27 protein-coding genes are annotated in these 24,764 nt (G+C 73.2%); 8 read left to right on the top strand and 19 right to left on the bottom strand.

Annotated features, from left to right (window positions below; translation table 11 throughout):
* Positions 1-13: 13 nt before the first annotated feature.
* From AC1DYZ_RS11470 to dinB, 3 genes are all read right to left on the bottom strand, one after another.
* Positions 14-322 carry a DUF5808 domain-containing protein gene (locus AC1DYZ_RS11470; protein ID WP_477065317.1) on the bottom strand — a complete coding sequence of 103 codons (309 nt, stop codon included), beginning with the start codon at positions 320-322 and terminating at the stop codon, positions 14-16.
* An 87-nt stretch (positions 323-409) separates the two neighbouring features.
* The gene (locus tag AC1DYZ_RS11465) at positions 410-1,270 is read right to left on the bottom strand and encodes an alpha/beta fold hydrolase (protein ID WP_477065316.1); all 861 of its coding nucleotides are present in this window, start codon (positions 1,268-1,270) and stop codon (positions 410-412) included.
* A gap of 73 nt (positions 1,271-1,343) precedes the next feature.
* Positions 1,344-2,546, bottom strand: coding sequence for a DNA polymerase IV (dinB, locus tag AC1DYZ_RS11460; RefSeq protein WP_477065315.1), 1,203 nt, complete (start codon positions 2,544-2,546; stop codon positions 1,344-1,346).
* A 23-nt stretch (positions 2,547-2,569) separates the two neighbouring features.
* On the opposite strand from dinB, the gene AC1DYZ_RS11455 reads away from it, so the two are divergent.
* Both AC1DYZ_RS11455 and AC1DYZ_RS11450 read left to right on the top strand, forming a co-directional pair.
* A complete protein-coding gene (locus AC1DYZ_RS11455) occupies positions 2,570-2,956 on the top strand; it encodes a VOC family protein (RefSeq protein WP_477065314.1) in 387 nt (128 codons plus the stop codon).
* Between the two features lie 235 nt (positions 2,957-3,191).
* Positions 3,192-3,557 (top strand): nuclear transport factor 2 family protein, encoded by a 366-nt coding sequence (locus tag AC1DYZ_RS11450; RefSeq protein WP_477065313.1) that lies wholly within the window; start codon positions 3,192-3,194, stop codon positions 3,555-3,557.
* Between the two features lie 25 nt (positions 3,558-3,582).
* On the opposite strand, the gene AC1DYZ_RS11445 is transcribed toward AC1DYZ_RS11450, so the two are convergent.
* Positions 3,583-3,963: a YciI family protein gene (locus tag AC1DYZ_RS11445; protein ID WP_477065312.1), complete on the bottom strand. Its 381-nt coding sequence runs from the start codon at positions 3,961-3,963 to the stop codon at positions 3,583-3,585.
* A gap of 115 nt (positions 3,964-4,078) precedes the next feature.
* On the opposite strand from AC1DYZ_RS11445, the gene AC1DYZ_RS11440 reads away from it, so the two are divergent.
* Positions 4,079-5,482 carry an amidohydrolase family protein gene (locus AC1DYZ_RS11440; RefSeq protein ID WP_477065311.1) on the top strand — a complete coding sequence of 468 codons (1,404 nt, stop codon included), beginning with the start codon at positions 4,079-4,081 and terminating at the stop codon, positions 5,480-5,482.
* On the opposite strand, the gene AC1DYZ_RS11435 is transcribed toward AC1DYZ_RS11440, so the two are convergent.
* Complete coding sequence (locus AC1DYZ_RS11435) at positions 5,479-6,015, bottom strand: nucleotidyltransferase family protein (RefSeq protein WP_477065310.1); 537 nt, start codon at positions 6,013-6,015, stop codon at positions 5,479-5,481. The two genes, AC1DYZ_RS11440 and AC1DYZ_RS11435, sit on opposite strands and share 4 nt — an antisense overlap.
* A 64-nt stretch (positions 6,016-6,079) precedes the next feature.
* Here AC1DYZ_RS11435 and AC1DYZ_RS11430 point away from each other — a divergent pair, with 64 nt between their 5' ends.
* Both AC1DYZ_RS11430 and uraH read left to right on the top strand, forming a co-directional pair.
* Positions 6,080-6,544, top strand: a complete 465-nt coding sequence (locus AC1DYZ_RS11430) for a 2-oxo-4-hydroxy-4-carboxy-5-ureidoimidazoline decarboxylase (protein ID WP_477065309.1) — start codon at positions 6,080-6,082, stop codon at positions 6,542-6,544.
* On the top strand, positions 6,544-6,876 hold the full coding sequence (gene uraH, locus AC1DYZ_RS11425) for a hydroxyisourate hydrolase (RefSeq protein WP_477065308.1): 333 nt from the start codon (positions 6,544-6,546) through the stop codon (positions 6,874-6,876). Before AC1DYZ_RS11430 ends, uraH begins: the two co-directional genes overlap by 1 nt.
* Positions 6,877-6,883: 7 nt before the next feature.
* Here the strand turns inward: uraH and AC1DYZ_RS11420 are convergent, their stop codons facing one another.
* From AC1DYZ_RS11420 to AC1DYZ_RS11380, 9 genes are all read right to left on the bottom strand, one after another.
* The gene (locus AC1DYZ_RS11420) at positions 6,884-7,357 is read right to left on the bottom strand and encodes a nucleoside deaminase (protein WP_477065307.1); all 474 of its coding nucleotides are present in this window, start codon (positions 7,355-7,357) and stop codon (positions 6,884-6,886) included.
* A gap of 49 nt (positions 7,358-7,406) precedes the next feature.
* Entirely contained in the window at positions 7,407-8,348 is a 942-nt protein-coding gene (gene pucL / locus AC1DYZ_RS11415; protein ID WP_477065306.1) for a factor-independent urate hydroxylase, read from the bottom strand.
* The gene (locus AC1DYZ_RS11410) at positions 8,345-9,013 is read right to left on the bottom strand and encodes a pyridoxine/pyridoxamine 5'-phosphate oxidase (protein WP_477065305.1); all 669 of its coding nucleotides are present in this window, start codon (positions 9,011-9,013) and stop codon (positions 8,345-8,347) included. Before AC1DYZ_RS11410 ends, pucL begins: the two co-directional genes overlap by 4 nt.
* A gap of 7 nt (positions 9,014-9,020) precedes the next feature.
* The gene (locus AC1DYZ_RS11405) at positions 9,021-9,809 is read right to left on the bottom strand and encodes a creatininase family protein (protein ID WP_477065304.1); all 789 of its coding nucleotides are present in this window, start codon (positions 9,807-9,809) and stop codon (positions 9,021-9,023) included.
* Positions 9,806-11,131 carry an FAD-binding oxidoreductase gene (locus AC1DYZ_RS11400; RefSeq protein ID WP_477065303.1) on the bottom strand — a complete coding sequence of 442 codons (1,326 nt, stop codon included), beginning with the start codon at positions 11,129-11,131 and terminating at the stop codon, positions 9,806-9,808. Before AC1DYZ_RS11400 ends, AC1DYZ_RS11405 begins: the two co-directional genes overlap by 4 nt.
* A 65-nt stretch (positions 11,132-11,196) precedes the next feature.
* Positions 11,197-12,372 carry an ABC transporter substrate-binding protein gene (locus AC1DYZ_RS11395; protein ID WP_477065302.1) on the bottom strand — a complete coding sequence of 392 codons (1,176 nt, stop codon included), beginning with the start codon at positions 12,370-12,372 and terminating at the stop codon, positions 11,197-11,199.
* Positions 12,373-12,447: 75 nt separating this feature from the next.
* Positions 12,448-13,293, bottom strand: coding sequence for an ABC transporter permease (locus AC1DYZ_RS11390; RefSeq protein WP_477065301.1), 846 nt, complete (start codon positions 13,291-13,293; stop codon positions 12,448-12,450).
* A complete protein-coding gene (locus AC1DYZ_RS11385) occupies positions 13,293-14,075 on the bottom strand; it encodes an ABC transporter ATP-binding protein (protein WP_477065300.1) in 783 nt (260 codons plus the stop codon). Before AC1DYZ_RS11385 ends, AC1DYZ_RS11390 begins: the two co-directional genes overlap by 1 nt.
* A 2-nt stretch (positions 14,076-14,077) precedes the next feature.
* On the bottom strand, positions 14,078-15,328 hold the full coding sequence (locus tag AC1DYZ_RS11380; RefSeq protein WP_477065299.1) for an amidohydrolase family protein: 1,251 nt from the start codon (positions 15,326-15,328) through the stop codon (positions 14,078-14,080).
* 213 nt (positions 15,329-15,541) lie between these two features.
* On the opposite strand from AC1DYZ_RS11380, the gene AC1DYZ_RS11375 reads away from it, so the two are divergent.
* Positions 15,542-16,480: a PDR/VanB family oxidoreductase gene (locus AC1DYZ_RS11375; protein WP_477065298.1), complete on the top strand. Its 939-nt coding sequence runs from the start codon at positions 15,542-15,544 to the stop codon at positions 16,478-16,480.
* A gap of 4 nt (positions 16,481-16,484) precedes the next feature.
* On the opposite strand, the gene AC1DYZ_RS11370 is transcribed toward AC1DYZ_RS11375, so the two are convergent.
* Entirely contained in the window at positions 16,485-17,753 is a 1,269-nt protein-coding gene (locus AC1DYZ_RS11370) for an amidohydrolase family protein (RefSeq protein WP_477065297.1), read from the bottom strand.
* A 42-nt stretch (positions 17,754-17,795) separates the two neighbouring features.
* Between AC1DYZ_RS11370 and AC1DYZ_RS11365 the strand changes: the two genes are divergently transcribed.
* The gene (locus AC1DYZ_RS11365; RefSeq protein ID WP_477065296.1) at positions 17,796-18,797 is read left to right on the top strand and encodes an XdhC family protein; all 1,002 of its coding nucleotides are present in this window, start codon (positions 17,796-17,798) and stop codon (positions 18,795-18,797) included.
* A gap of 440 nt (positions 18,798-19,237) precedes the next feature.
* On the opposite strand, the gene AC1DYZ_RS11360 is transcribed toward AC1DYZ_RS11365, so the two are convergent.
* The gene (locus AC1DYZ_RS11360) at positions 19,238-21,946 is read right to left on the bottom strand and encodes a molybdopterin-dependent oxidoreductase (protein WP_477065295.1); all 2,709 of its coding nucleotides are present in this window, start codon (positions 21,944-21,946) and stop codon (positions 19,238-19,240) included.
* Entirely contained in the window at positions 21,943-22,743 is an 801-nt protein-coding gene (locus AC1DYZ_RS11355) for an FAD binding domain-containing protein (RefSeq protein ID WP_477065294.1), read from the bottom strand. Before AC1DYZ_RS11355 ends, AC1DYZ_RS11360 begins: the two co-directional genes overlap by 4 nt.
* A gap of 65 nt (positions 22,744-22,808) precedes the next feature.
* Between AC1DYZ_RS11355 and AC1DYZ_RS11350 the strand changes: the two genes are divergently transcribed.
* Complete coding sequence (locus AC1DYZ_RS11350; protein WP_477065293.1) at positions 22,809-23,210, top strand: VOC family protein; 402 nt, start codon at positions 22,809-22,811, stop codon at positions 23,208-23,210.
* A 4-nt stretch (positions 23,211-23,214) separates the two neighbouring features.
* Here AC1DYZ_RS11350 and AC1DYZ_RS11345 read toward each other — a convergent pair whose 3' ends face one another.
* Together AC1DYZ_RS11345 and AC1DYZ_RS11340 are read right to left on the bottom strand one after the other, a co-directional pair.
* Positions 23,215-24,042 (bottom strand): class II glutamine amidotransferase, encoded by an 828-nt coding sequence (locus AC1DYZ_RS11345; protein WP_477065292.1) that lies wholly within the window; start codon positions 24,040-24,042, stop codon positions 23,215-23,217.
* Between the two features lie 65 nt (positions 24,043-24,107).
* Positions 24,108-24,761 (bottom strand): hypothetical protein, encoded by a 654-nt coding sequence (locus AC1DYZ_RS11340; protein WP_477065291.1) that lies wholly within the window; start codon positions 24,759-24,761, stop codon positions 24,108-24,110.
* Positions 24,762-24,764: the final 3 nt, after the last annotated feature.

Here is a 24,764-nt window from a genome sequence, read left to right as displayed (position 1 = left end):
ACCGCGCGGGCGTTCAGCTGGAGATCCGCTCCTTGATCAGCCCGAGCACCCGGCCGACGTTGAGGGTCCACCCGACCCCGAACACGCGCGGGTTGATGATGCTCCCGCTCTCGGGGTTCCAGAAGCGCTCCTTGATGCGCTCGGGCGTCGGGAACCGGAAGTCGTACGGCACGAAGCCGACGACGACGCCGTTCCACTGTCGTTCTTCAGGAGGCTGACGCAGCTCCTTGACCAGGGCAGCGACCCCGAGGCCGAGCGTGATGAGGCGGATCAGCCGGCGCAGGTCGCGCGGCCCGTGCGAGCGTTCGTCGTGCACTGCCATGGTGAGGGCTCCCGTCGCGGTGGAGCCTCCATGATCCACCTGCGGCGACCTCTGGCGAGGGCGTGCGGCCGCCCGATGTGCGCGGACCTACCCGAGGACGTCCAGGAGCCGCGCCGCGAACGCCTCCGGCTCGCCGGCCTGGCCGAACTCGGGTCCCGAGAAGCCGCCGTGGTGGCTGGGGAAGACGGCGAGCTCCAGCCCGAGGGCGTCGGCGAGCGCCTCCGAGGTGCGCCACGTGAGCAGACCCTTGCTCTCGATGCCGGCGGCGATCACGACGCGGGTCGACGTACTTGTCAGCGCGTCGATGTCCGGGACGTACGCGGTGACCGCGTTGGAGACGCCCGAGAGCAGCGGGTCGGTCCGGGATCCGTCGTCCTCGGTGGGCAGGCCGAACATCGCGGGGTCGGGCAGCGAGGCGGCGAAGGCGTCGGTGAACTCGCCCTGCCACGACGTCAGCCCGATGAACGCCGCCATGCCGGCGCCCCAACCGCGCTGCCGGTACGCGTCCTGGACGGCTCGTTCGGCAGCGGCCGCGGCGTCGGCGTCGGGCAGCACCGAGAGGATCGGCGGCTCGTGCGCGACGAGGGTGCGGACATCAGCGGGATGCGTCGCGACCAGCTGCAGCCCCGTGACCGCGCCGCCGCTGCTCCCGAACAGGTCCACCGGACCCAGCACGCCGATGAGCGCGTGCAGATCCTCGGCCTGCTGCTGCGGGGTGTTCGTCGTGTCGCCGTCGGTGCGTTCGCTGCGGCCGAGGCCGCGGGGGTCGTACGCGACGAGCGTGCGGTCGGGGAGGAACGACGCGAGCGTCGCGAAGCCCTCGGCTGTCATCGGCTGGCCGATGAGCAGCAGCGGCAGGCTCCCGTCGGCGGCCGGGAACGGGCCGCGGACGTCGTAGACGATCGACGCGCCAGGGACGTCGAGGGTGTGGGTGGTCGGCGTCGACATCGACAGGGTCCCTTCGTGCGGTCCGTGGACGCGTTCATCGCACCATGCCCCGCCCGGGTCGCGCTACGGGTCCTCAGTCGGGGAGCAGCGGCACCGCGAGGCCCTCCCCGCGGCGCAGCAGGCTCGCGCGCACCACCGCCTGCGTCCCGAACCGCACCGCGACCGCGTCCACGGCGGCGTCGAGGCCCCTATGGTCGTGGCCGTCGAGCAGCAGCTCGGGCTGGACGAACGCGTCGGACTCCAGCCCACCCAGCGCGACGCCGACCAGGGTGATCCCGCGCTCGCGGACGAGCGGGCCGGCGGACGCCAGCAGCGCGACGGCGGCTGCCGCGATCTGCTCGCCGGAGTCGGTGGCGAACGCCAACGTGCGCGACCGGGTCGCCTTCGTGTAGTCCTCGAAGCGCAGCCGCAGCACCACGGTCCGCGCCACCCGGTTCGCTTTTCGCAGGCGCCGGCACACCCGGTCGACCAGCCCGAGCAGTGCCGCGCGGACGAACTCGGGCGCGTGCGGGCCGTGCCCGATCGCGCGCTGGGCACCGATCGACCCGCGCGACTTCCCGACGACCACCCGCGCCGGCGTGTGCCCGTGCACCACCGCGTACAGGTGCCTGCCGGCCGCGGGTCCGAGGGCGCCGACGAGCACCGAAGACGGCAGAGCCGCGATGTCGCCGGCCGTCGCCAGCCCGTATGCGTGGAGCTTGCGGGCGGTCACGTCGCCGACGCCCCACAGCAGCTCCAGCGGGAGCGGGTGCAGGAACGCGTCCTCGCCGTCGGGCGGGACCAGCAGCAGCCCGTCCGGCTTGGCCACGCGCGACGCCACCTTGGCCAGGAACGGCGTCCGCGCGACGCCCACGGTGATCGGCAGGCCGACCTCGTCGCGGACCCGGGCGCGCAGACGCGCAGCGATCTCGACGGGCGGCACGTCGATCCGGTGCAGCCCGGCGACGTCGAGGAATGCCTCGTCGATGGACACGCCCTGGACCAGGGGAGTGGTCTGGCGGAACAGCTCGAAGACCGCCTTGCTGGCCTCGACGTAGGCGTCGAACCGCGGGCGGACGACCACGAGGTCCGGGCACAGCGCGCGGGCCTGCCGACCGCCCATCGCGGTCTTCACGCCCCGGCGCTTCGCCTCGTAGGAGCAGGCCAGCACGACGCCACCGCCGACGGCGATCGGTCGGTTGCGGAGCCGGGGGTTGTCGCGCTGCTCGACCGACGCGTAGAAGGCGTCGAGGTCGGCATGCAGGATGGTGGAGCGCACGAACACATGTTCGAACATAGGTCTGACACTAGGGTGCCGCCATGCACCGGATCATGCTCCGCGAGGTCATCATCGACGTGCCTGCCGACCGGTTCGACACCGTGACCACGTTCTGGTCCGGGGCCCTTGCGGCGACCCCGCACCCGATCCCGGACGAGCCGTACGTCGGCCTGCGGGACGCCGCGTCGCTGCCGCACGTCGCGACGCAGGACATCGGCGACGACCCGACTCCGCGCTACCACCTCGACATCGAGACCGACGACCTCGAAGCCGAGATCGCGCGGCTCGAGGCGCTCGGGGCGACGGTGCGGAGAAGGCACGACGACTACGCCGTCATGACCGACCCGGTCGGTCTCCTGTTCTGCCTCCTGCCGCCCGTGTCGGAGGAGTTCGAGCAGCGCGCGAAGACGGTGGGGGCTCAGTCGTAGAACGGCGGGAGCAGCTCCGAGTCCTCGGACGTGCTGCGGATCGGGTCGGTCGTCTGCTCGCTCTCCGCGAGTCGCCACCAGGGTGCGTTCACGGTTGCCATCCTCTCCCCGGTGAGCGGTCATGAGCGGGGACGATGGTCCCGGGGTGACGACGGCGACTCCCTCGGGCTCCGGTGTCGGAGGTCGGGCATAGCGTGCATGCCCGACAGCCGTTCCGTCGCAGGAGGTGGTTCGCATGGCCGCAGCACCGCTGGACGTCGCCCTCGCGTATTTCGACGCCTGGACGCACGGCGACCTCGACGCCGCGATGGCGTACATCGATCCCGACATCGTCTGCGACGCGCCGGCCGGTCGCCTGGAGGGTGCCGACGCCTACCGCGCCTTCATGACGCCGTTCGTCGGGATGCTCGTGAGCGCCTCCGTGATCGCGGCGTTCGGTGACGACGAGGTGGCGCTCGTCATGTACGACACCGTGACGCGGCTCGTGCCGGACGCGCCGGGCGCCGAGTGCGTGACCGTGGTCGACGGGCGGATCACCCGCAGCAGGTTCCTCTTCGACCGCGCGCCGTTCGACGCCGCACGCGCGGCCGCGGCGGGCTAGCGATCGCCCGCCGCGGGCGCGCGCATCACTCCCACACGTAGGCAGGGCGCAGCTCCGCGGGGCTGCCTGGACCCGCGAACTGCACCGCGATCTGTTCGGCGCGCTCGCGCGTCGCCACGTTGATGAGGAAGAAGCCGGCCAGCTGCTCCTGGGTCTCGGCGAACGGCCCCTCGCTGGCGAGGGAACCGCCGGTGCGCCAGCGATAGACGGTCGACTCCTGCGGGTCGGCGAGGGCTTCGCCCGTCACCAGCTCCCCGGATGCGGACAGCTCGGTGAGCAGCACGTCGAAGTCCTTGCCCATCGCCTCGAGCTCGTCGGGCGGGAGGGCCCGGCCTTCGTCGGTGAGCTGCGACGTGGGGTGGCCCCAAGGCTTGGGGTTTGCGTGGATGAGGATCACGTACTTCACGGCGGTTCTCCTTGGTCGTGGGCGTTGACATCCCCATGACGAAGTCGACCACGTGAACTCGACACGCGACATCCCGGCAATCTGACCGTCATCTGCGACCTGCACGATGACCGCCATGCGCCTCCTCGTCCACGACGCCCTGCTGATCCCCGTCTCCTCCGCCGGGCCCGACTGGTTCCTCGGCTGGTTCCTGGTGGGCGACGACGGGCGGATCGCCTCGATGGGCGCGGGCGCGCCGGACGCGTCGCTGCTGGTCAGCGGAGTGCCGCTGCTGGACGCGGGCGGCGCGATCGTCGCGCCGGGGTTCGTCTCCGCGCACTCGCACCTGTTCACCTCGGGCATGCGCGGGATCTCGCCCGGCTCGACGCTCTACCCCTGGGTGCTCTCGATGGTCGAGGTCATGGACAAGTGCTCGCCGGACGACGTCTACTGGTCGACCCTCCACGGCGCGCTCGACTTCCTCGCCAACGGCGTGACCAGCGCGTACAACTTCACGCACTCGCGGGTGACGTGGCGCTATGACCCCGTCTCCGCGTCGCCCGCGCTGGGTCGGGTCGCGCCCGTCGAGTTCGTCACGCGGCAATTCGACGCCGTCGCCGACGCGGGGCTGCGGGTGGTCAACGCCATCCGGCTGGACGACGAGGCCGGTCCCGAGGACGAGATGCTCGGGGTGTTCGGGGACATGGTGCGGGAGTCGTCCCTGCGCACCCCCGCCGACCAGCACCTGGGGGCATCGGTGATGGGGGCCGTGCAGTGGGCGTCGGCACCGCGGTCGGCCGAGCTGGAGGTTGCGGTCATGCGCGAGCACGGGATCACCAACCAGGCGCACTTCGTCGAGACCGCGCAGGGCATCGAGACCCAGCGCGAGAAGTTCGCCTGGTACCGGTCCGCGGGGGCGTTCGGGCCGGACTTCCTGTTCGGGCACTTCGTGCACCCGACGGACGAGATGGTCGACGTCGCGGCGTCCACGGGGTGCGGCGTGGTGTGGCAGGCGACGTCCAACGGGCGCCTGGGGTCCGGGTTCGCCGACGTCGTGCGGCTGCGGGAGGCCGGCATCCGCGTCGGGCTCGGGCTGGACGACCAGTCGTGCACCGACATCTCCGACCCCTGGGGGAACATGCGCATCGGGCTCTACAGCACGCGGGCGCTGCACACCGACGCGTCGRTGCTGATGCCCGCCGACGTCCTGCGGATGCACACGCTCGGGGCGGCGGAGGTGCTCGGCGTGCAGGACCGGATCGGGTCGCTCGAGGTGGGCAAGCTCGCCGACTTCCTGCTCGTGGACCACCGATCCCCGGACACGGGTCCGGTCTGGGACGTGCTGGCCACCTACGTGATGGCGTGCGGCCTGCGGAACCTCAAGCAGGTGTACGTCGGCGGCGTGCTGGTATCGGAGCAGGGGACCTCGCCGTCCGCGCTCGCCGCCGCCGCGCCGGGCGAGCTGCGGTCGCGGATCACCGAGGCGGCCGCGCGATGGGGCGTCGAGCTGCCGCTCGCGGCGCTCGAGGGACGGTCCTAGGTGGCTCCGTCGATGTCGCGCCCGTGGTGCAGGTCTCCGCACTCGACCTCGGTCACGCCGTGCGCTCGCAGGTAGGCGCGCGCGCCGCGGTCGCCCGTCAGGGTCTGCGCCAACGGCTCCCAGTGGTGGCGGGCGATGAGCACCGGGTGGCCGGGGCGTCCGTCGTAGACCGCCTGGCGCAGGCTTCCCGACGCCCCCAGCACGCGCTCGACGACGCTCACGGGCGTGCCCGGCAGGTCCACCAGCGTGACCAGGGCGGCGTCGCCGGTCGCGTGGGCGAGGCCCGTGCGCAACGACTCGCCGATGCCGTCCGCCCAGCGCTCCGCCACGACCACCTGGACCCGGTCATCGGAGGGAAGCAGGGCGCGGGCCTCGTCGGCACCCGCGCCCAGGACGACCACGACCCGCGCGCAGCCGCCCTGCTGCAGCAGCTGCACGGCCTGTTCGAGCCAGCCGTCGACCAGGGCCTTGGGCTGGCCGCGGCGCCGGCCGGCGCCGGCTGCGAGGACGATGCCGTCGATGGTGGGGGGCACGCCTGTACGGTGCCATCGCGGGGGTGCGGAGGGGAAACCTGCTGGCGACGACGAAGGTGGCGTGATGATCGCTGACGATGCCGAGACCCGGTCCCGGCTGACCGCCGCGCTGCACGTCGGGCGCTGGGTGGACGAGGTCGCCGCGGGCTGCCCGTACCCGTCCGTCGACTCGCTGGTCGGCGTCGCGGACCTGGCTGCGCGGTCGCTCACACCGGCCGAGGTGGACGAGGCGCTGTCCACGCACCCCCGGATCGGCGAGAAGGCCGGCGGCCTCAGCGCGTCGGAGCAGGCCGCGTCCGCGACCGAGGACCCCGCGCTCGTCGAGGCCATGGCCGCGGGGAACCGCGCCTACGAGGAGCGGTTCGGGCGCATCTTCCTCATCCGTGCCGCCGGGCGCAGCCGTCCCGAGATCCTCGCCGAGCTGCATCGCCGGCTCGGTGCGTCCGACGCCGACGAGGTCGCCGAGGTGGCCGACCAGCTCCGCCAGATCGCGCTCCTGCGCCTTCGTGCCCTGTTCGAGGAGTCCTGATGAGCCAGCTGACCACGCACGTGCTCGACACCACCCTGGGGCGGCCGGCGGCCGGGGTGCCGGTCGTGCTCTCCGGGCTCTCCGGCGGGTCGTGGACGTCGATCGACTCCGGCGTCACGGACGACGACGGTCGCGCGCGTTCGCTCGGGCCGTCGGCCGTGGCGCCCGGGCGGTACCGGTTCACGTTCGACACCGCCGCCTACTTCGCGGCGACCGGGCAGGTCGGGTTCCACCCCGAGGTGGTCGTGACCTTCGACGTCGTCGACGAGAGCCACTACCACGTGCCCCTGCTGCTGAGCCCGTTCGCGTACTCGACGTACCGGGGGAGCTAGGGGCGCGTCAGTACTCGACCTTCGCCGGGCGGGCGAGCCAGGCGTCGATCGGCTCGGCGGCCGTCGGGACCCGGTGGGCGAGGACGGGCATGGGCCAGGTGTCGCGGTCGGCGGCGAACAGCTCGTAGAAGGCTCGGTCGTCGAACCCGGCGCGGGCGGCGTCGTAGCGGTCGGCGGCGAACACCACCCGGTCGGCCCTCGACCACAGGCACGCCGCGAGGCACAGCGGGCACGGCTCGCAGGACGAGTAGATGGTGGCGCCCTCGAGGGAGAAGTGCTCGATGGCGCGGCACGCCGCGCGGATCGCCTGGACCTCGGCGTGGGCCGTGGGGTCGTTGTCGCGCGTGACCCGGTTCTGGCCGACGCCGATCACCATGCCGGCGCGGACGACGACGGCGCCGAACGGGCCGCCGCCGTCGGCCACGTTCGCGGTCGCGAGGGCGACGGCCTGCGAGAGCCAGCTCTCGTCGTCGGGCGTCATGAGGCACCTCCGGGGTGGATCGGGACCGCGGCCAGGAAGGGCGAGGGGGTCACGGGGCACCTACCGAACGGGTCCAGGCGGCCTCGTCGGTCGCGGCGCCGTCGCGGACGATGACCGCCTCGATCAGGCCGTAGGGGCGGTCGGCGGCGAAGAAGACCTCGCCCGGGTTCTCGAGCCCGAAGGGGCGCAGGTCCGCGAGGAAGTGGTGCTTGTTGGGCGCGGCGAACCGGATCTCGACCACCTCGGGGATCGCGTCCAGCACGGCGACGCCCATGTGCCAGAGGGTCTGCTGCAGGGCGAGGGAGTGCAGCGTGGCGAACGTCGAGAGCATCACCGACCGGGCTGCGGCATAGGTGGCGTCGTAGTCGAGCTCGGCGTCGGGTGCGTACCGCCACTGGGCGACCAGAGACGTGGCGAGGACGCGGTCGGTGGCCTCGGCCAGCGTCGTGTACTCGTTCTGGAGGAAGCCGCGGAACTCCGAGCCGGTCGACTTCAGCACCGTGAGGTCCTTGAGGCCGGCGATCACGGTGGTGCCGTTCTCGTCGGCGGTCACCGACGTCGTCCGTACCTCCTGGCCGCTGCGCACCCACGTGTGGTCGTGCTCCGCACCGTCGACGACAGCCCGCACCCATGCGTACTCCTGGACGTCCACCCGGGCGCCGACTACCGGGACGACGTCGTCGACGAAGTGCCGGGCCAGCAGCGTCGCGAACTCCTCGGGGGACGCGATCCCGTGCTTCTTGGCATACGCGAACGCCATGTTCTTCTGGGTGTCCGTGGGCAGCACGGCGGACTGGTCGCCGTCGAGGTAGGCGGCGCCGAAGCCGCCCCGCAGCGCCGTCGACACGTTGAGGTCGCGGATCTGGTGCTGCGGCGTGTCCCGCACGACCCGGACGACGCGCGTCTCGGCCTTGCCGTACTGGTGAGCGTGCAGCCGGGCCGTCATGGGCGAGCCGAGCCGGGGTGGCGTGACATGCGGGTCTCCTGTCATCCGGGGAGCTCGCTGACGGTCCAGGTGCCGTCGGTGAGCTGGTGCTCCTGGCGGTGGCTGACGGACGTCGGGTCGCCCGTCCAGAACGTGACGCTGGTCGGCCGGACCAGGAAGCCGATCCACGACGCGGGCGGGTCCAGCGAGGGGTGCTCGTCCGTGAACGCGTCCCAGGCCGCCCGGCGGTCGTCCTCGGCCAGCTCGGCGACGGCGGGCGTGTTCACCCACGCGAGCTGCTGGAGGTACCGGGACCGGTGCGCGTACGCGCGGTCGGTCTCCGCCCGGTCGGCGCGCTCGGCGAGGCCGCGGACCACCAGCTGCCGCAGCGGCTCGGTCCAGCGGGCGACGAGCGCGACCGTCGGGTGGGCCGTCAGCTGCGCGACCTTGCGGGAGTTGGCGTCGGTGTGGAAGTACAGGCCGTCGGTGTCCAGCTCGCTCAGCAGGACCGTCCGGGCGTCGGGTGCGCCGGTCGCGTCGACGGTCGCCAGGGTGACGGCTGGGCGGTCGGGGTCGTCGTTGGCCGGAAGCCACTGCGCAAGCAGGCGGACGACCTCCTCGGGCAGCGCGGCCGGCACGTCGGCGTCCACCGGTACCGCCGGGGGGATGGGGTCCCACACCGGGTGGTCGAGCGACGGCTGTTCCGTGGTGTGTTCGGGCAGGGGCGTCATCGGCACATCATGCGCCGGGGGCAGCGTGCGTGAAGGCCGCAATCTCGGTGAGCACGTCGACGGCTCGGTCGACCGAGGCGTCGAACAGCGCGGCGCCGGCGGCCGCGGTGGCGCCGGTAGGGTCGCCGATCACCCCGTCGGGTCCGAAGTCGTCGCTCAGCCAGCCGAACTGCGCCGGCGTGCTGTGGAAGCCGAGGTGGGTCAGGGCGCCGATGTGCTCGGGGACGGTGCGGCGCGCCTGCGACATGTCGACCAGGTCGGGGCGCAGGTGCAGCACCAGCGAGGTCTCGCCGTACCCGGCGTGGATGCCGAGGCCGTGCTCGTCGGGCTCGTGCTCGCCGCCGGCTCCCGCGATCTGCACCCCGGCCGGCATCGCGAAGGTCAGCAGGCCGTGCAGGCGGCGGATCTCGCGGAGCGCGACCCCGAGCAACGCGGTGTTGCCCCCGTGGCCGTTGAGGAAGACCAGCCGCCGGGCCGGTGTCGCAGCCACCGATCGGCCGATGTCGACGAGCGTCGACATGAGCGTCTGCCAGGAGACCCAGACCGTGCCGGACGCCCAGGAGTGCTCGTCGGACTTGGTGTAGGTGAGGGTGGGCAACTGCCACACGTCGAGCCCGGCCGCCGCGGCTCGCTCGATCGCGGCCGTCGCGACGCTCTCGGCGATGAGGGCGTCGGTGATCAGCGGCAGGTGCGGGCCGTGGTGCTCCATGGCGCCGGTGGGCACCACCAGGACGGAGTCGGGTCCGAGCACGCGTGCCGTGGCCGGGCCGGAGAGCTCGGCGAGCAGGCGGGTCATCGGATCGCTCCCTTGCGCGGGCCGGCGTACTCCGGGTTGAGCTTGCCGGGGTTGAGCAGGCCGTGCGGGTCGGTCGTCCGCGCGAGCGCCAGCGTGCGCTCGACCTCGAAGTCGACGTTCCACTGGTGCGGGTTGTGGACGCCGACCCCGAGCGCGCCCAGGGCTGCGATGACCTCGTCGAGCCGCTCCGGACCCTCGTAGACGCCCGCGAGCATGCCGATGGGCACGGTGTGCCCGGCCTCGAGGTGCAGGAGCCCACCGGGGATCGTCGCCTGCACCTCGTCGAGCCGGTCGACCAGCGCGTCACCGCCGACCTCGAGGTGGATGTACGTCCCGGGGTCGGCCTTCTGCAGCCACTCGATGGGGTGGTTGTAGGACAGGACGGAGAGCTTGAGGGAGGCCTGCGGTCCGTCGCGGAGGTCCTCCACGGTGCCGCCTGCGGCCCTGACCAGGGCGGTCGCGGCGTCGACGGCGGCGGGGTCGAGGATCGCGCGCAGGCTCGCCCGGCCCTCGGGGATCGCGGGGTCGGGCGGCAGGGCCTCGGACACCGTCGGGTGGTCGGCGGACACCAGGCGCGGGCGGGGCGACAGCAGCCCGATCTCACGCAGCACCCGGAAGGCGTCGTGCTGGGAGTCGAAGCTCGCGTAGAACCCGTGCCAGTCCTGCAGTGGCTCGAGGCGGACGGTGGCCCGCGCGAGGATGCCGGCGGTGCCGTAGTTGTGCACGTAAGCCTGGGCGTCGTCCCCCTCGACGTGGACCAGCGCAGCGTCGCCCGAGGCGTGCACCACGTCGAGCGCGACGACGAACCCCTGGTGGTTGGCGCCGTGCACGATGGTCCCGGTCCCGCCGGAGCCGCCGGACAGGAACCCGCCGACCGTCGACTGCGCGGTCGACGGGTACATCCACAGCTCCTGCCCGGTCTCGCGCGCGGCCGCCTCGATCGCGACCATCGTCGCGCCCGCCTCCGCCGTGACCCAGCCGTCGCCGACCTCGACCACCGCGCGGGCGCGGGTCAGGTCGAGCACCAGGCCGCCGGGCATCGGGATCGCCTGGCCGTAGTTGCCCGTGCCCTTGCCGCGCGGGGTCACCGGCACGCCGTGCCGGACCGCCGCCGCGACGCACTGCGCGATCTGCGGCGCGCTCGTCGGGAACGCCACGACGTCGGCCAGCCCGAGCGGAAGCAGCTCGAGGATGAGCGGCGACATCGTCGCGCCGTCCACGCTGACCCGCTCGCGGACCCGGTGGTCGGTGGTCACGCCGTCGTCGCCGAGCAGGCCCCGCAGCTCGTCGGTCAACGCCTCGACGGCCGTCGTCGTCTCCATGGAACGTCCTTCCAGGTGCATGCGGGCGGCGGGCGGGACGCGAGCCCCSCCCGCCGCCCCGGGGATCAGAAGCCGATCGACTGGTCGAGGAACTCGTTGGTGTAGAGGTCCTTGGCCACCAGGCCCGCCTTCGGCGGGGCGCCCGCGTCGGTGTAGATCGGGCCGGCGATGTCGATGATCTTCTGGACCCGCGCCTCGTCCATGTCGCCGACGTAGTCGTTCTCGCCGTTCGACGCGATGTCGAGCTTCTTCATCTGCTCGACGGCGAAGTCCGCGACGCCCTGGGAGTAGACCCAGCCGTTGTTGTACTGGCCGACGAGGTCGAGGATCAGCGCGTTCGTCGTCGCCGGGTCGTTGATGTAGTCGACGTCCGCCTGCTGCATGACGGGCACGAGCTTCTCCAGGCAGGGCGTGAGGTCCTCGAGGTCACCGGTCCGGACCGACATGGCCTCGGGGTAGAAGGGGAAGCCGGCGTCGTAGATGGTCTCGAGCTTGACGGGCTTGCCCCAGGCCGTGACCTCGTTCTCGTAGATGTACGGCTCGGCCGTCGCGAAGCCCTGCTGCGCGTCCTTGCCCTGCGCGGCGACGAAGTTGGCCGGCGTGCCGTCGTAGCTGCCGTCGGTCACCGAGGCGTCGAGCGTGCCCGAGCCGATGAGGTAGCTCATGTAGGCGGCCMCGTTGAAGTAGCGGATGACGCCGCCCGAGTCCTTCAGCGCGGAGCCGAGGCCCTTGATGTCGGTGACGTCGGGGTACGTCGCCGGGTCCCACATGACCATCATCGGAGACTTGTCGTTCTCGGCGAACACGGCGGTCGTCGGGAACTTGTCGGACAGCTGCACGGCCTCGTCGGTGGAGACGTAGCCCAGCGTGATCGACGTGTCCTGGTACATCTGTGCGGACGCCTGCGTGAACCCGATCGCCGGGCCACCGGCGCGGACCTCGATCTTCACGCCCGTGGGCTTGCCGCCCGACACCAGGTCGCCGGTCACCGACTTCTGGTTGGCGTCGACCGTGTAGCCCTTGCCGACCAGCTCGTAGAGGTGGCCGTGGTCCGCCTCCGGGTTCCAGTCGGTCTGCACCACGATGGTCGCGGGGCAGACGTCGGACAGGTCGACCCCGCCGGCGGCCGCCGTGGCGGCGGTCGTCTCGGAGTCACCGGCGCCGCCGGCGCAGGAGGCCAGGGCGGCCGTGGTGAGCAGGATGCCGACCGCTGCCGCAGCCGAGCGGGGAGTAGTGCGCATGGGGGCTCATTTCAGGGGAGGGACGGGCGGGGTGGAACGACGGCAGCGGGGAGGGGGTGGGCCCGCGGCCGGGGATCAGGTGAAGTCGTACCAACGGCCCACGACGAGCCGTCCGAGCCAGCCGAAGATGACGAACACGGCCACGCCGAGCAGGGAGGCGACGAGGATCGCGGCGTAGAGCTGGGGGCCCTGGAGGCGGGACGCGTACACCTGGATGAGGACGCCCAGGCCGGGGTTGCCGCGCTGGAAGAACTGGTCGCCGACCACCGCGCCGACCACCGCGAGCCCGGCCGACGTGCGCAGGCCGACGAAGATCGAGGGCAGCGCGGCGGGGAACTGCAGCTTGCGCAGCAGGGTGGCGCGGCTGACCCCCTGCAGCTGGAAGAGCTCGCGCTGCTGCTTGGCCACCGACTGCAGGCCGAACAGGGTCATCGACACCATCGGGAAGAGCGCGATGAGGATGGTGACGATGACGCGGGCTTGGAAGTTGTAGCCGAACAGGATCCCGATGAGCGGCACCAGGGCGAGGATCGGGATGCACTGCAGCACCACCGCGTACGGGAAGAGGGACCGCTCGATCCACGCCGCCTGCGACATGACCACCGCCCACGCCATGCCGAGGACGATCGCGAAGACGAGGCCGGTCATCGCGACCTCGGTGCTGTGCAGCAGGGCGGTGGCCAGGGTCTGCAGCTCCTCGGGGTCGGTGAGGACCTCGAGCACCTGGTGCGGGTACGGGACGAAGTACGGCAGCCCGCGGGACGCGTAGTAGGCGGCGAGCGCGTACCAGAGGCCGAGGAAGCCGATGAAGACGACGATCGGCCCGAGCCACGTGATCACGGACTTCTTGCGCCGCGTCGGGGCCGCCTTAACGGGCCGGCGGGTGGGGGCGGTGACGCCCTCGAGCGTGGTGGTGGCCATCAGCTGTGCGCCTCCTTGAGGGCGTGCGAGACCTCGCCGACGACCGCGGCGAACTCGGGGGAGAACCGGATGTCGGGATCGCGTGGCATCGGGAACGGGACGTCGAAGGTGCCGACGAGCCGGCCGGGGCGACCCGACATGACGACGACCTTCGTCGACAGGTAGACGGCCTCCGCCACGGAGTGCGTGATGAACAGGCCGGCGAAGTGCTGCTCGCTGAACAGCTTGAGCAGCTCGTCGTTGAGGCGGCTGCGCGTGATCTCGTCGAGCGCGCCGAACGGCTCGTCGAACAGGAACAGCTCGGGGTCGAGCGTGAACGAGCGGGCCAGCGACGCGCGCATCTTCATGCCGCCCGACAGCTGCTTGGGCAGGTGCTTCTCGAAACCGCTGAGCCCGACCAGGTCGATCGCCTTCGCGGCGGCCCGTCGGCGCTCCTTGATGCCCCGACCGTTGAGCTCGGCGAGCAGCTCGACGTTGCCCTGCACGTCCCGCCAGGGGAGCAAGGTCGCGTCCTGGAAGACGTAGCCGATGTGGTCGGTGGCCAGCTCGACCACCCCGGCGCTCGCGGTCTCGAGGCCCGACGCGATGCGCAGGAGCGTCGACTTGCCGCAGCCGGACGGGCCGACGACCGAGACGAACTCGCCCCGACCGACGGTGAGATCGACGCCGGACAGGGCGGTCGTGCCGTCCGGGAACGTCATGGCGACGTCGTGGAACCCCAGCAGGGGTCCCGCCTCGCGCGCCGGGGACGCCGGCGTGCTGGTGGGTGTCGTGAGGGACACGGTCACCTCGCTTCGGGGTAGGGGCTGGACAGGACCGCGGGGGAGGCGACCTGCGTGTGGGTCTCGCTCTGCGCGACGAGGCGTCCTTCGTGCAGGACGTAGCGGTCGGCGGTCGCGGTGGCGACGACGCCGACGAGGTCCGTGCCGCGCACCGCGAGCAGCTCGGCGCGGGCGCCGACCTCGACGCCCGCGACCGGCAGGCCCATGACGTCGCGCGCCCCGGTGCTGACGGCGGCGTACGCCTCGTCGACGGACAGGTGGCCGGCGACGACCAGCAGCATCGCGGTCTCCAGCGCGTCCGACCGGCCCAGCGGGTTGAACGGGTCGCGCACGTTGTCCGCGCCGGCGGCGAACCGGACCCCGGCGTCCACCAGCGCGCGGACGGCGGTCAGCCCGCGCGGGGTCGCGATCTCGGAGCCCCAGCCCTGCAGGTAGAGGTTGGTGATCGGGTTGGCGATGATCCCGAGGTCCGCGGCGAGCACGTCGGCGATGACCTCGTCGCGCCGCGGCCCGTCCAGGGTGCCCAGGCGGACGCAGTGTCCGGCGCTGACGGGCACGTCCCAGTCGCGGACCGCGCGGGCCAGCACGTCGAGCGTGACCTCGCAGTCGAGGCTCTCGTCCGTGTGCATGTCGACGCCGACGCCGTGCGCGACCGCGACGTCGAGCAGCCGGTGCAGCTCCGCGACGGGGTCGGGCGCGAGGTGCGGTGCGCCGCCGACGAGGTCGACGCCCGCGGCCAGCGCGGCGTCCATGTCCGCCACCGGTGTCAGGTAGCCGCCCAGGGTGACCAGCTCCAGGTCCACCAGCCCGCGCAGCTCGTCGCGCACCTGGACCAGGGCCCGCACGCCGCGCAGCGGGTCGTCGCCGTGGAGCAGGTCGACATGGGTGCGGATGGCCGTCGTGCCGTTGGCCAGCATGGTGAGCGCCTGGGTGCGGGCGCGGGTCGCGATGTCCTCGACGGTCATCCGGGCGGAGTGCGCGTGCCACGAGTCGATCGCGAGGCGCAGGTCGCCCATCGGCGGCCGGATCGCGTCCCACGACAGGGCCTTGTCGAGGTGCGCGTGCGGCTCCGCCGGCGCGGGCAGGAGCAGGAAGCCGTCCAGCTCGAGGGTGGCGTCCGGGTCGCCCGCCGCGAGCGAGCCCCCGGCCACGACGTCCGCGACGACGGCGCCGTCCAGCAGCACGTCGACCACGCGGCCGTCGGCCAGACGCGCGTGCGTCAGCCGCTCGATGGGGCGGGGCAGAGCCGGCATCGCGTCCCTCCTTCCGGAGCGCACGACTCACCCGGGCGGGTGCGCCGTCGCGGGTGGTGAAGCAATTTCTTCGTGCTCTGCGCACGCTAAGCAGGCTGAGTTACCGACGTGTAACCACAGCAGTCCAACTGCGTCACCAAGTGCCGATCTCTGTTAACACGAGCCTCGTACCCTGACGCTTCGCCCGACTCGGCCGCATACGAGGAGCTGCCCGTGAGCGTGTTCAGCGACATCCAGCGGCCCGTTGTGGTGCACGCGCGCGCCGAGGTGGCCGACGGGGTCGTCGCGCTCGACCTGGTGCCGACGAACGGCCGACCGCTGCCGCCGTGGACGCCGGGCTCGCACATCGACCTGCTGCTCGGCGACGGGCTCGAGCGGCAGTACTCGCTGGTCGGCGACCCGGCCGACCGCACGACCTACCGGGTCGCCGTCCTGCGCGAGCCCGACGGTCGCGGCGGCTCGGTCGCCGCGCACGCGCTCGACGTGGGCGACGCCCTGCGGCTGCGCGGGCCCCGCAACCACTTCGCGTTCTCCCCGGAGGGTCCGACGGTGTTCGTCGCGGGTGGCATCGGGATCACGCCGATGCTGTCGATGGTGTCGGCCGCCGTCGGCGCCGGTTCCGAATGGGCGCTGCACTATGCCGGACGCTCGCGGTCGACCATGGCGTTCGTCGACGAGCTGGTCGCGGACCACCCCGATCGCGTGCACGTCTACGCCGCGGACGAGKGGCGGCGTCTCGACATCGGCGCGGTCACCGCCGGGCCGGCGGGTCAGGTGTTCTGCTGCGGGCCGCGGCGGCTGCTGGACGCCGTCGAGTCGTCCGTCGAGACGGGGTGGACCGTGCACACCGAGCGGTTCGAGGCGCGCGAGTTCGGGCCGCCGGTGTGGAGCGAACCGTTCGAGGTTGAGCTCGCACTGTCGGGCACGACCCTGACGGTCCCGCCCGGGCGCAGCATCCTCCAGGTCGTCGAGGACAGCGGCGCCATGGTCGTGTCGTCCTGCCGGGTCGGCACGTGCGGCAGCTGCGAGACGCCCGTGCTCGAGGGGACGGTGGAGCACCGCGACTCCGTCATCGGCCCCGGCGGCAGCGGCGCGACGATGATGATCTGCGTCTCGCGCGCCGCGGGCGCCAGCCTGGTGCTCGAGCTGTGAGCGCTCAGCGCCCGACGCGACGGCGGAGGTCGGCCACCACGTCGTGCTCGTCGGCGGTCTGCAGCACGAAGTCCCGCACCACCACGCGCCCGGCGACGACGACGTGCCGCGGGCGGCGGCCCGGCGCGGCCCAGAGCAGCCCGGCGACCGGGTCGGCGACACCCGCGTCGGCCACCCCTGACACGTCCCACACGCACAGGTCCGCCGCGGCGCCGGGACGCAGGTGACCCAGCTCGGGGCGGCCCAGACCCGCCGCGGAGCCGGCCGTCGCCGCGCCGAGCACCTCGCGCGCGGTCAACGGGCGGCCGACCAGCGGCGCGACCTGCATCGCGAGCCGCGCGTCGGCGAGCAGGTGGCCGGCGTCATTGCTCCCGCCGCCGCTCGTGCCGAGACCGACGGGGACGCCGGCGTCGAGCAGGGCCGCCACCGGCGCGACGCCCCAGCCCATCGGCAGGTCGCAGCCGGGCGCGTGCGTCGCGGTCGCGCCGCTCGCCGCGACGCGCGCCAGCTCGTCGTCGGTGATCCCGCACAGGTGCGCGAGCGTGACGTCCGGCGCGAGCCACCCCCACTCGTCGAGCAGGTCGAGCGGGCGCCGGCCGTACCGCTCGACCGCCGCGACCACGTCGACCTGCTCGTTCGCCTGGGTGCGCCGCCGCAGGCCGTGGCGCGCCGCGACCTCGCCGAGCAGCCGGAAGGTCTCGGGGCCGTCGCTGTGCACGCCCGCCGGGCCGACGGCGAGCTGCAGCATGGGGCTCTGGGGCAGGGCAGCCACGATCGCCTCGGCGGACAGCGCCGCGCGCTCCGGGTCGTCGCGGGCGCTGCCGCGGACGAATACGAGCCGGGCGCCCAGCCGGTGCGCCGCGTCCACGGTGCCGCGGGCGACGTCGACCGAGGCGTCCTCGTCGTCGGGCCAGGTGAGGTGGTGGTCGGCGACCGTGGTCACGCCGCTGAGCAAGGCCTCGGCGAGGCCGGCGGCGGCTGCTGTTCCCGCGAGCTCGCCGTCCACGCCCGCGGCGGCGTAGGCCGCGGCCATCGTCGGCAACCACGACGCCATGGGGACGCCGCGCGTGCCGGGCAGCGTGCGGAAGGCGGTCTGCAGCAGGTGCTGGTGCGCGTTGACCAGCCCGGGCGTGACCACGCAGCCGGCCACGTCGAGCCTTTCGGCGCCCGGCGCCGGGTCCCGCGTGACCACCCCGTCCGTCACGTGTACGTCCCCCACGCGCTCGGTCTGCGCATCGACGACGACGGCCACGGCCCCGGAGAGTGTCAGCATGGGGTCTTGGTAGCACCGTCACGTTGCGGGGAGGTGACCTGAGTGCTCGAGATCGCGGACCGCCTGCTCGCGCGCCTGACCGACGGCCACCGCGTCGCCGTCGCCACGGTCGTGTCGATGACCGGCAGCGGGCCGACCGTCGTCGGCACCTCGATGGCCGTGGACGACACGGGTGCCGCCATCGGCAGCGTCGCGGGCGGGTGCGTCGAGGGCGCCCTGTACGAGCTGTGCGCGTCCGTGCTCGCCGGGTCGGCGCCCGGCGTCCAGGAGTACGGCGTCACGGACGAGGACGCGTTCGCCGTGGGCCTGACCTGCGGGGGAGTGCTGCGCGTGCACGCGCGCGAGCTCGGCCCCTCGGACCTCCCACCGCTCGCCGCCGCTGCCCGCGGCGCAGACGCCGTCGTGGTCACACCGCTCGACGGCCCCCTCCCGCGCGGGTTCGTCCCGTCCGTCGACCGCTCCGGCCTGCTGCGCGTCGCCGGGCCCGACGGAGGTGTCGAGGTGTTCATCGAGGTCGCGTCCGCGCCGCCGCGCATGGTCGTCTACGGCGCGCTCGAGTTCTCCGCCGCGCTCGCGGCCGCGGCGCGGGCGGTCGGGTACCGGGTGACCGTGTGCGACGCGCGCGCCGTGCTGGCCACGCCTCGTCGGCACCCCGGGGCCGACGAGGTCGTCGTCGACTGGCCCGTGCGCCATCTCGGCCTGCAGGTGCTCGGTCCGCGTGACGTCGTCTGCGTGATGGCGCACGACGACCGGTTCGACGCCGACCTGGTCCTGGCCGCGCTGCGGTCCGGCGCCGGCTACGTGGGCGCCATGGGCTCGCGCCGGACCCAGGACCGGCGCACCACGGCCCTCCTCGAGCGCGGCGCCCGGCCCGACGAGCTCGCCCGCCTGCACGCCCCGATCGGCCTCGACATCGGCGCCTCGACCCCGGCGGAGACCGCGATCTCGGTCCTCGCGGAGGTCCTCGCCGCCCGATCGTCGTCCTCGGGCCGCCCGCTCACGGCCTTATCGGGCCCGATCCACCACGCAACGCCAACCCCCTGACCCACAACGTCCGAGCAAGTGGGGCCCCTGACCTGCATCTGCTCGGACGCTAGGCGCGGTGAACCCGCTGCGTCCGAGCAGGTGGAGCCCCTGACCGGCACCTGCTCGGACGTTGGGTGTGGGCCGTAACGTCCGAGCGGATGGGGGCCATGGCCCGCATTTACTCGGACATCAGGCGTCGTGAACCCGTTGCGTCCGAGGAGATGGGGCCTCTGACCTGCATCTGCTCGGACGCTAGGTGTCCCCCCAGGGGATCGGCAGTGTCCGCGGATTCGGTCGTCGGGGCGCGTCAATGTGCGGACGTCCCACCACGCCGTAACGTCCGCACTCGTGCGGGTTCTGGCCCTATCGAGTGCGGACGTTGCGTGCACCAGGTTCGCGGACGTCCGCACTCCTGCGGGGTCTGGCCCTATCGGGTGCGGACGTTGCGGGTGGTGGGGTCAGCTTTGGAGCAGGCGCCAGAGGCGGTCGGCGGTCATCGGGAGCTCGTGGGGGCGGACGCCGAGGGCGTCGCGGATCGCGTTGGCGAGGGCCGGGGCGACCGGGTTGTAGGGCGCCTCGCTCATGGACTTGGCGCCCAGGGGGCCGAGGTCGTCGGTGGTCTGCGCGAAGAGCACCTCGGTGCGGGGCAGGTCGATCATCTGCGGCACGTGGTAGCTGCGGAACGACGCGGTGGTCACGCGGCCCTCGTCGTCGAGCCGCATCTCCTCGTACAGCGCGGTGCCGACGGCCTGCCCGGTGCCTCCCTCCACCTGGCCGCGCAGCTGCTCGGGGTGCAGAACCGTGCCGGCGTCGACGGCCTGGATCGAGCGCAGGACGGTGACCTCGCCGGTGTCGGGGTCGACGGCCATCCGGAACGCGTGCACGTTGAAGGCCACGGACCGCGGGGAGCCGTCGTGGGTGCCCTGGGCGGTGAGCCCGGGCACCGCGCGCGCGATCTCGGTGAGGGGGACCCCGCTGGCGGTGTCGGGCGTCAGGCCCTCGTCCCAGGACCGCGGTTCGTCGCTCGGGTGCTCGCGCAGCGCGGCAGCCGCGGCGAGCACCTTTCCGCGCAGCTGCAACGCCGCGCGGTGCAGCGCGAGGCCGGCGACGACGACGCCCGCGGACCCGAACGCGCCGGTGTCGTAGCCGGCCACGTCGGTGTCGGACTGCCGGATGACGATCCGGTCGACGGTGGTACCCAGGGCCTGGGCGACCAGCTGGCCGTGCACGGTCGTCGTGCCGTTGCCGAACTCCGTGGTGCCGATGCTCGCCTCGTAGCGTCCGTCGTCGAGCAGCCGGACGGTGGCCTCGGCGTAGTGGCCGCGCGGGGCGATGGTCGCGATCATCGCGACGGCCATCCCCTCGCCGACGAGGGCGCCGTCCGGGGTCGGGGCGTCGAGCGAGCGATCGGCAAGGGCTGCCTGCGCCAGGTCGAGGCACTGGTCCAGGCCGTACGAGTTGATGCCGAGGTCGCTCACCTCGTCGGGGTCGGTCACCAGCAGGTGGTCGCCCGGGACGACGACGTTGCGGCGGCGCAGGTCGAACGGGTCGATGCCGACGGAGCGTGCAAGGTCGTCCATCGCGGACTCGATGGCGAAGATGATCTGCCCCAGCCCGTACCCGCGGAACGCGCCCGACGGCAGCGTGTGGGTGTAGACGGCCTCGGCGTCGACCCGCTTGTTCGGGCAGCGGTACACGGCCATCGACTCGCTGACCCCGTGGAACATGACGCCCGGCCCGTGGTTGCCGTACGCGCCGGTGTTGTTGAGCACGTCGATGCGCATGGCGGTGAGGACGCCGTCGGCGTCGGCACCGAGCTCGACCTCGACCCGCACGGGGTGCCGGCTGGGCACGATGGTGAACTCGTCGGCCCGCGTCATCTCGTACTGCACGGCGCGACCGGTGCGCAGGACGGCGAGCGTGACGACGTCCTCGGTGAGCAGCTCCTGCTTGCCGCCGAACCCGCCGCCGACGCGGCCCGTCAGGACGCGGACGCGGTCGAGCGGGAGATCGAAGATGTGCGCGATCTCCTTGCGGACCAGGTAGGGGACCTGGGTGCTGGTGCGCAGCACCAGGCGGCCGTCCTCGTCGAGCCAGCCGCGGGTCGCGTGGGTCTCGAGCGCGGCGTGGGAGACGCGGCTGGTCCGGTACGTGCCGCTGACGCGGTGGGCCGACGACGCCAGCGCCGCGCTCACGKAGCCCATCTCGTCGTGCAGCTGCGCGACCACGTTGCGTCCCGGCTCGGAGATCCGCGCCTCGGGACCCTTGTCGCCGTGGACCAGCGGGGCGCCGGGCCGTCGCGCCTCGGCGGGGTCGACGACCGCCGGGAGCACCTCGTACTCGACCCGGAGGAGCGCGCGCGCTCGCTCGGCCTCGCGCAGCGACTCGGCCACCACGACGGCGACCCGCTGGCCGCGGAACCGCAGGACGGGGTCGAGCACGCGGGTGTCGTCGGGGTCGTCCAGGCGGGACTCGTGGCGGGCGGTCGAGAAGAGCGTCGCGGGCGAGTCCTCGTGGGTGAGGACCGCGAGGACACCGGGCGCCGCGAGGGCCTCGGCGGCGTCGATCGACACGATCCGGGCGTGGGCGTGGGGGCTGCCCAGCACGGCGAGGTGCGCGAGGTCGGTGGCAGGTACGTCGAGCGTGAAGGGCTCCCGGCCGGTGACGATCCGCCGGGCGGCGGGGGAGCGCACCGAGCGGCCCGCGTCCTGCCCGGCCAGCGGGTCGACGGTGTTGCGGCGGCCGGCGACGGCGTCGCAGATCGAGCGGTAGCCCGTGCAGCGGCAGAGGTTCCCCTTGAGCAACCGGGCGGTGTCTTCGTCGTCGCCCCCGGTGAGGTCGAGGCCGGCCACCGTGGTGACCAGGCCCGCGGTGCAGAACCCGCACTGGAACGCGGCCGCGTCGACGAACGCCTGCTGGACCGGGTGCGGCTCGTCCACCGTGCCGAGACCCGCGACCGTGGTCACCGAGCGGCCGTCCGCGCGGTACGCGGGCACGAGGCACGAGTGGGTCGGCCGACCGTCGAGCAGCACCGTGCACGCGCCGCAGTCGCCCGTGTCGCAGCCCTTCTTCACCTCGACGTGGCCGTGCTCTCGCAGGAGCGTGCGCAGCACCTGGCCGGGCGCCGGATCGACGTCGAGCGGTGCGCCGTTGACCTCGAACCTCATGCGAGCTCCTCCCGGACCTGCTCGGCGAGCCGCAGCGTCATGGCGCGCCGCCAGTCCGGGGCGCCGTGGGGGTCGTCGTACCAGTCGTCCATCCGCTCGATCGCGGCGCGCAGCTCGTCGGCACCCGGGAAGGTCGCGAAGGCGAGCCGGTGCGGGTGCGGGACGCCCGCGGTGAGCGTGACGACGAGGCCACCGTCGGCGGACCGGCGGCCGACGACGATCGCGCCGGAGCGCCCGTGTCGCGTGAGCGCGACGCGGCGGAAGACCGCGGGCTCGCCGAGGACCTCAGCGGGCACGACCACCGCACGCAGCACCTCGCCGGGCGCGAGGGTCGTCGATCGCACCCCCGTGACGAAGGAGGCGACGGGCTGGCGGCGCTCGCCTCCGTCGGGCGTCCACACCACCGCCGTCGCGTCGAGCGCGACCGCCCACGTCGTGAGCGCGCCGGCGGGCAGGGCGACGCAGATGTTGCCGCCGACCGTCGCCCAGTCCCAGATCTTCTCCGACGCCACCAGCGACCGTGCGCACCGCTCGACCAGGTGCTGCGAGGCCCAGCCGTCGACGGGCGGGAGGTCGACGAGCTCCCGGACGGTGCACGTGGCCGCCACGGAGAGGCCCTCGGGCGTGAGCTCGATCGCGGGCCACCGCAGCGACGTGAGGTCGACCAGCTCGGTCAGGTCGGGCTGCGTCTCGGAGAACAGCCACGTGCCGCCGGCCAGGGGCGCGCTGCCGGGACCGAGCGCGAGGTCGGTCCGGTCGTGTGCCGCGCGGACGCGGTCGAGTGAGGTCAGGTCCATGGTGCGCCGAGTGAACCGTACCCACGTGTCGGGCATGTGACGACGACCCGTCCTACGGTCGGATCATGACGATCCGACACCTGCGCCAACCGACCCTGGACTGTGCGGAGCCCCGCGAGCTGGCCGAGTTCTACCGCCGGCTGCTCGGCTGGGACTACGCGCCGGGCCACGAGGACGAGGACCCCGCCGGCGACGACTTCCTCCTGCTCATGGACCCCGACCGGCCCGTGCGCCTGGCGTTCCAGCGCTCGGACGCGGTGGTGGCGCCGTGGCGCGTGGGAGCCCGCGTGCACCTCGACCTGGACGTCGACGACCTGGACGTGGCACACGAGGACGCCGTGCGGCTGGGCGCGAGGCCCCTCACGGGCACGCCCGCGGAGGAGGGCCACGCCGACGACCCGTTCCGCGTCTACGCCGACCCCTCCGGACACCCGTTCTGCCTGTGCCTCCCCGACCCCGACGCGTGACGGCTCAGACCGGCGCGAAGGCCCTCAGCTCCTCGCGGCCGCCGTCGACCACGAGGCAGCTGCTCTCCGGCACCTCGTGCCACGCGCCCTTGAGGTCGCCCAGCGGCTCGGACACCACGACGCGGGTCGAGGCATCGAGGTCGTGCAGCACGGGGTTCTCCGGGTACTGCAACTTGAGGACGGCGACGTCGGCGTTCCGGAACAGCGACCGGCTCTGCCCCTCGGTGGAGTAGCGGAACGCCCACATCCGGTCCCCGTCGGTGGTGCAGACGGTCATCTGCACGGGGAACGCGACGCCGTGCGCGCGCCCCACCTGCTCGACCAGCCCCACCGCGCGGGCCACGGCGGCCGGCGGGTCGTCCTCGAGGCCGAACGTGAGGGCGAGGAAGAAGAGGATCTCGGAGTCCGTCGACCCCTCGATGAACGGGTACAGGTCCGGGTCCACCGCGAGCGCGAGGTCACGCTTCATGGCGGAGAACCCGGCGAGCAGCCCGTTGTGCATCCAGAGCCAGCGCCCGTAGCGGAACGGGTGGCAGTTGGTCTGCTGCACCGCGGAGCCGCTGGTGGCGCGGATGTGCGCGAGCACGACACCCGAGCGCACGTGGCCGGCCAGCTCGCGCAGGTTCCGGTCGCTCCACGCCGGTTCGATGCTCCGGAACACCCCTGGAGTGGGGGAGTGGTCGTCGTACCAGCCGACCCCGACGCCGTCGCCGTTGGTGGCCTCCGCGCCGAGCCGGCTGTGCAGGCTCTGCATGACGAGCGAGTTGGTGGGCTTGTAGAGCAGGTCCTCGATGAGGACGGGTGATCCGGTGTACGCGAGCCAGCGACACATGTCGGCCTCCTTGCCGTGCGGTCCCCAGCACACCAGGTGCGGCCCCGGTTGTCTGCACCCCGGCGTCACCAGGGCGGTGTCGGCAGCCCCTCGTCGTACGTCCCGCCCGCGCCGCAGCCGCCCACGTACCCGTCGGGCATGCGCGGGTACACCTCGATCCAGTACCGGCGCGCGAGGTCGGCGGCCTCGATCGGCGACGCGCCGAGCGCCTGCGCCATCCCGGCGTCTCGCTGCACCGCGGCGCACTCGGCGTGGGCCTCGTCCGTGATCCCGACCATGTGCATGGTCTCGTGGGTGAGCACGTGCACCGCGACGACCTGGTCGAGCGTCGGGCGCGCCTTGGCCGACCACAGCCATGTGCGCAGGTGGGCGCACGGGTCCCGCTTGATCAGCGTCGACCGCTCGGGGACGCCGCCGGGGCCCCAGCGGACGAAGCCCAGCTCGGCCCCCAGGTCGAGGAACGCCTGCCCGAGTCCCTGGCAGTGCACCTCCACCGGCCCGCCGGCGACCTCGACCGCCGCGCGCTCGAGCCGGCTCTCGACCCACCCCTGCACGGCCAGCGGGACCGCGCAGCACAGCGCCAGCACGAGCGAGAGGCCGATGCTGATCTTCGGGAAGGGCGCGACCCGGCCGAGCGCGTCGACGCGGTGCAGCACCCAGCGCACGGCGAGGCCCGCCGCGAGGGTGAGCAAGCCGATCAGCGTGAGGGTGAGCAGCACACC

The organism is Cellulomonas sp. P1_C4 (assembly GCF_056406355.1).
This window is presented reverse-complemented; position numbering and strand designations above follow the sequence as displayed.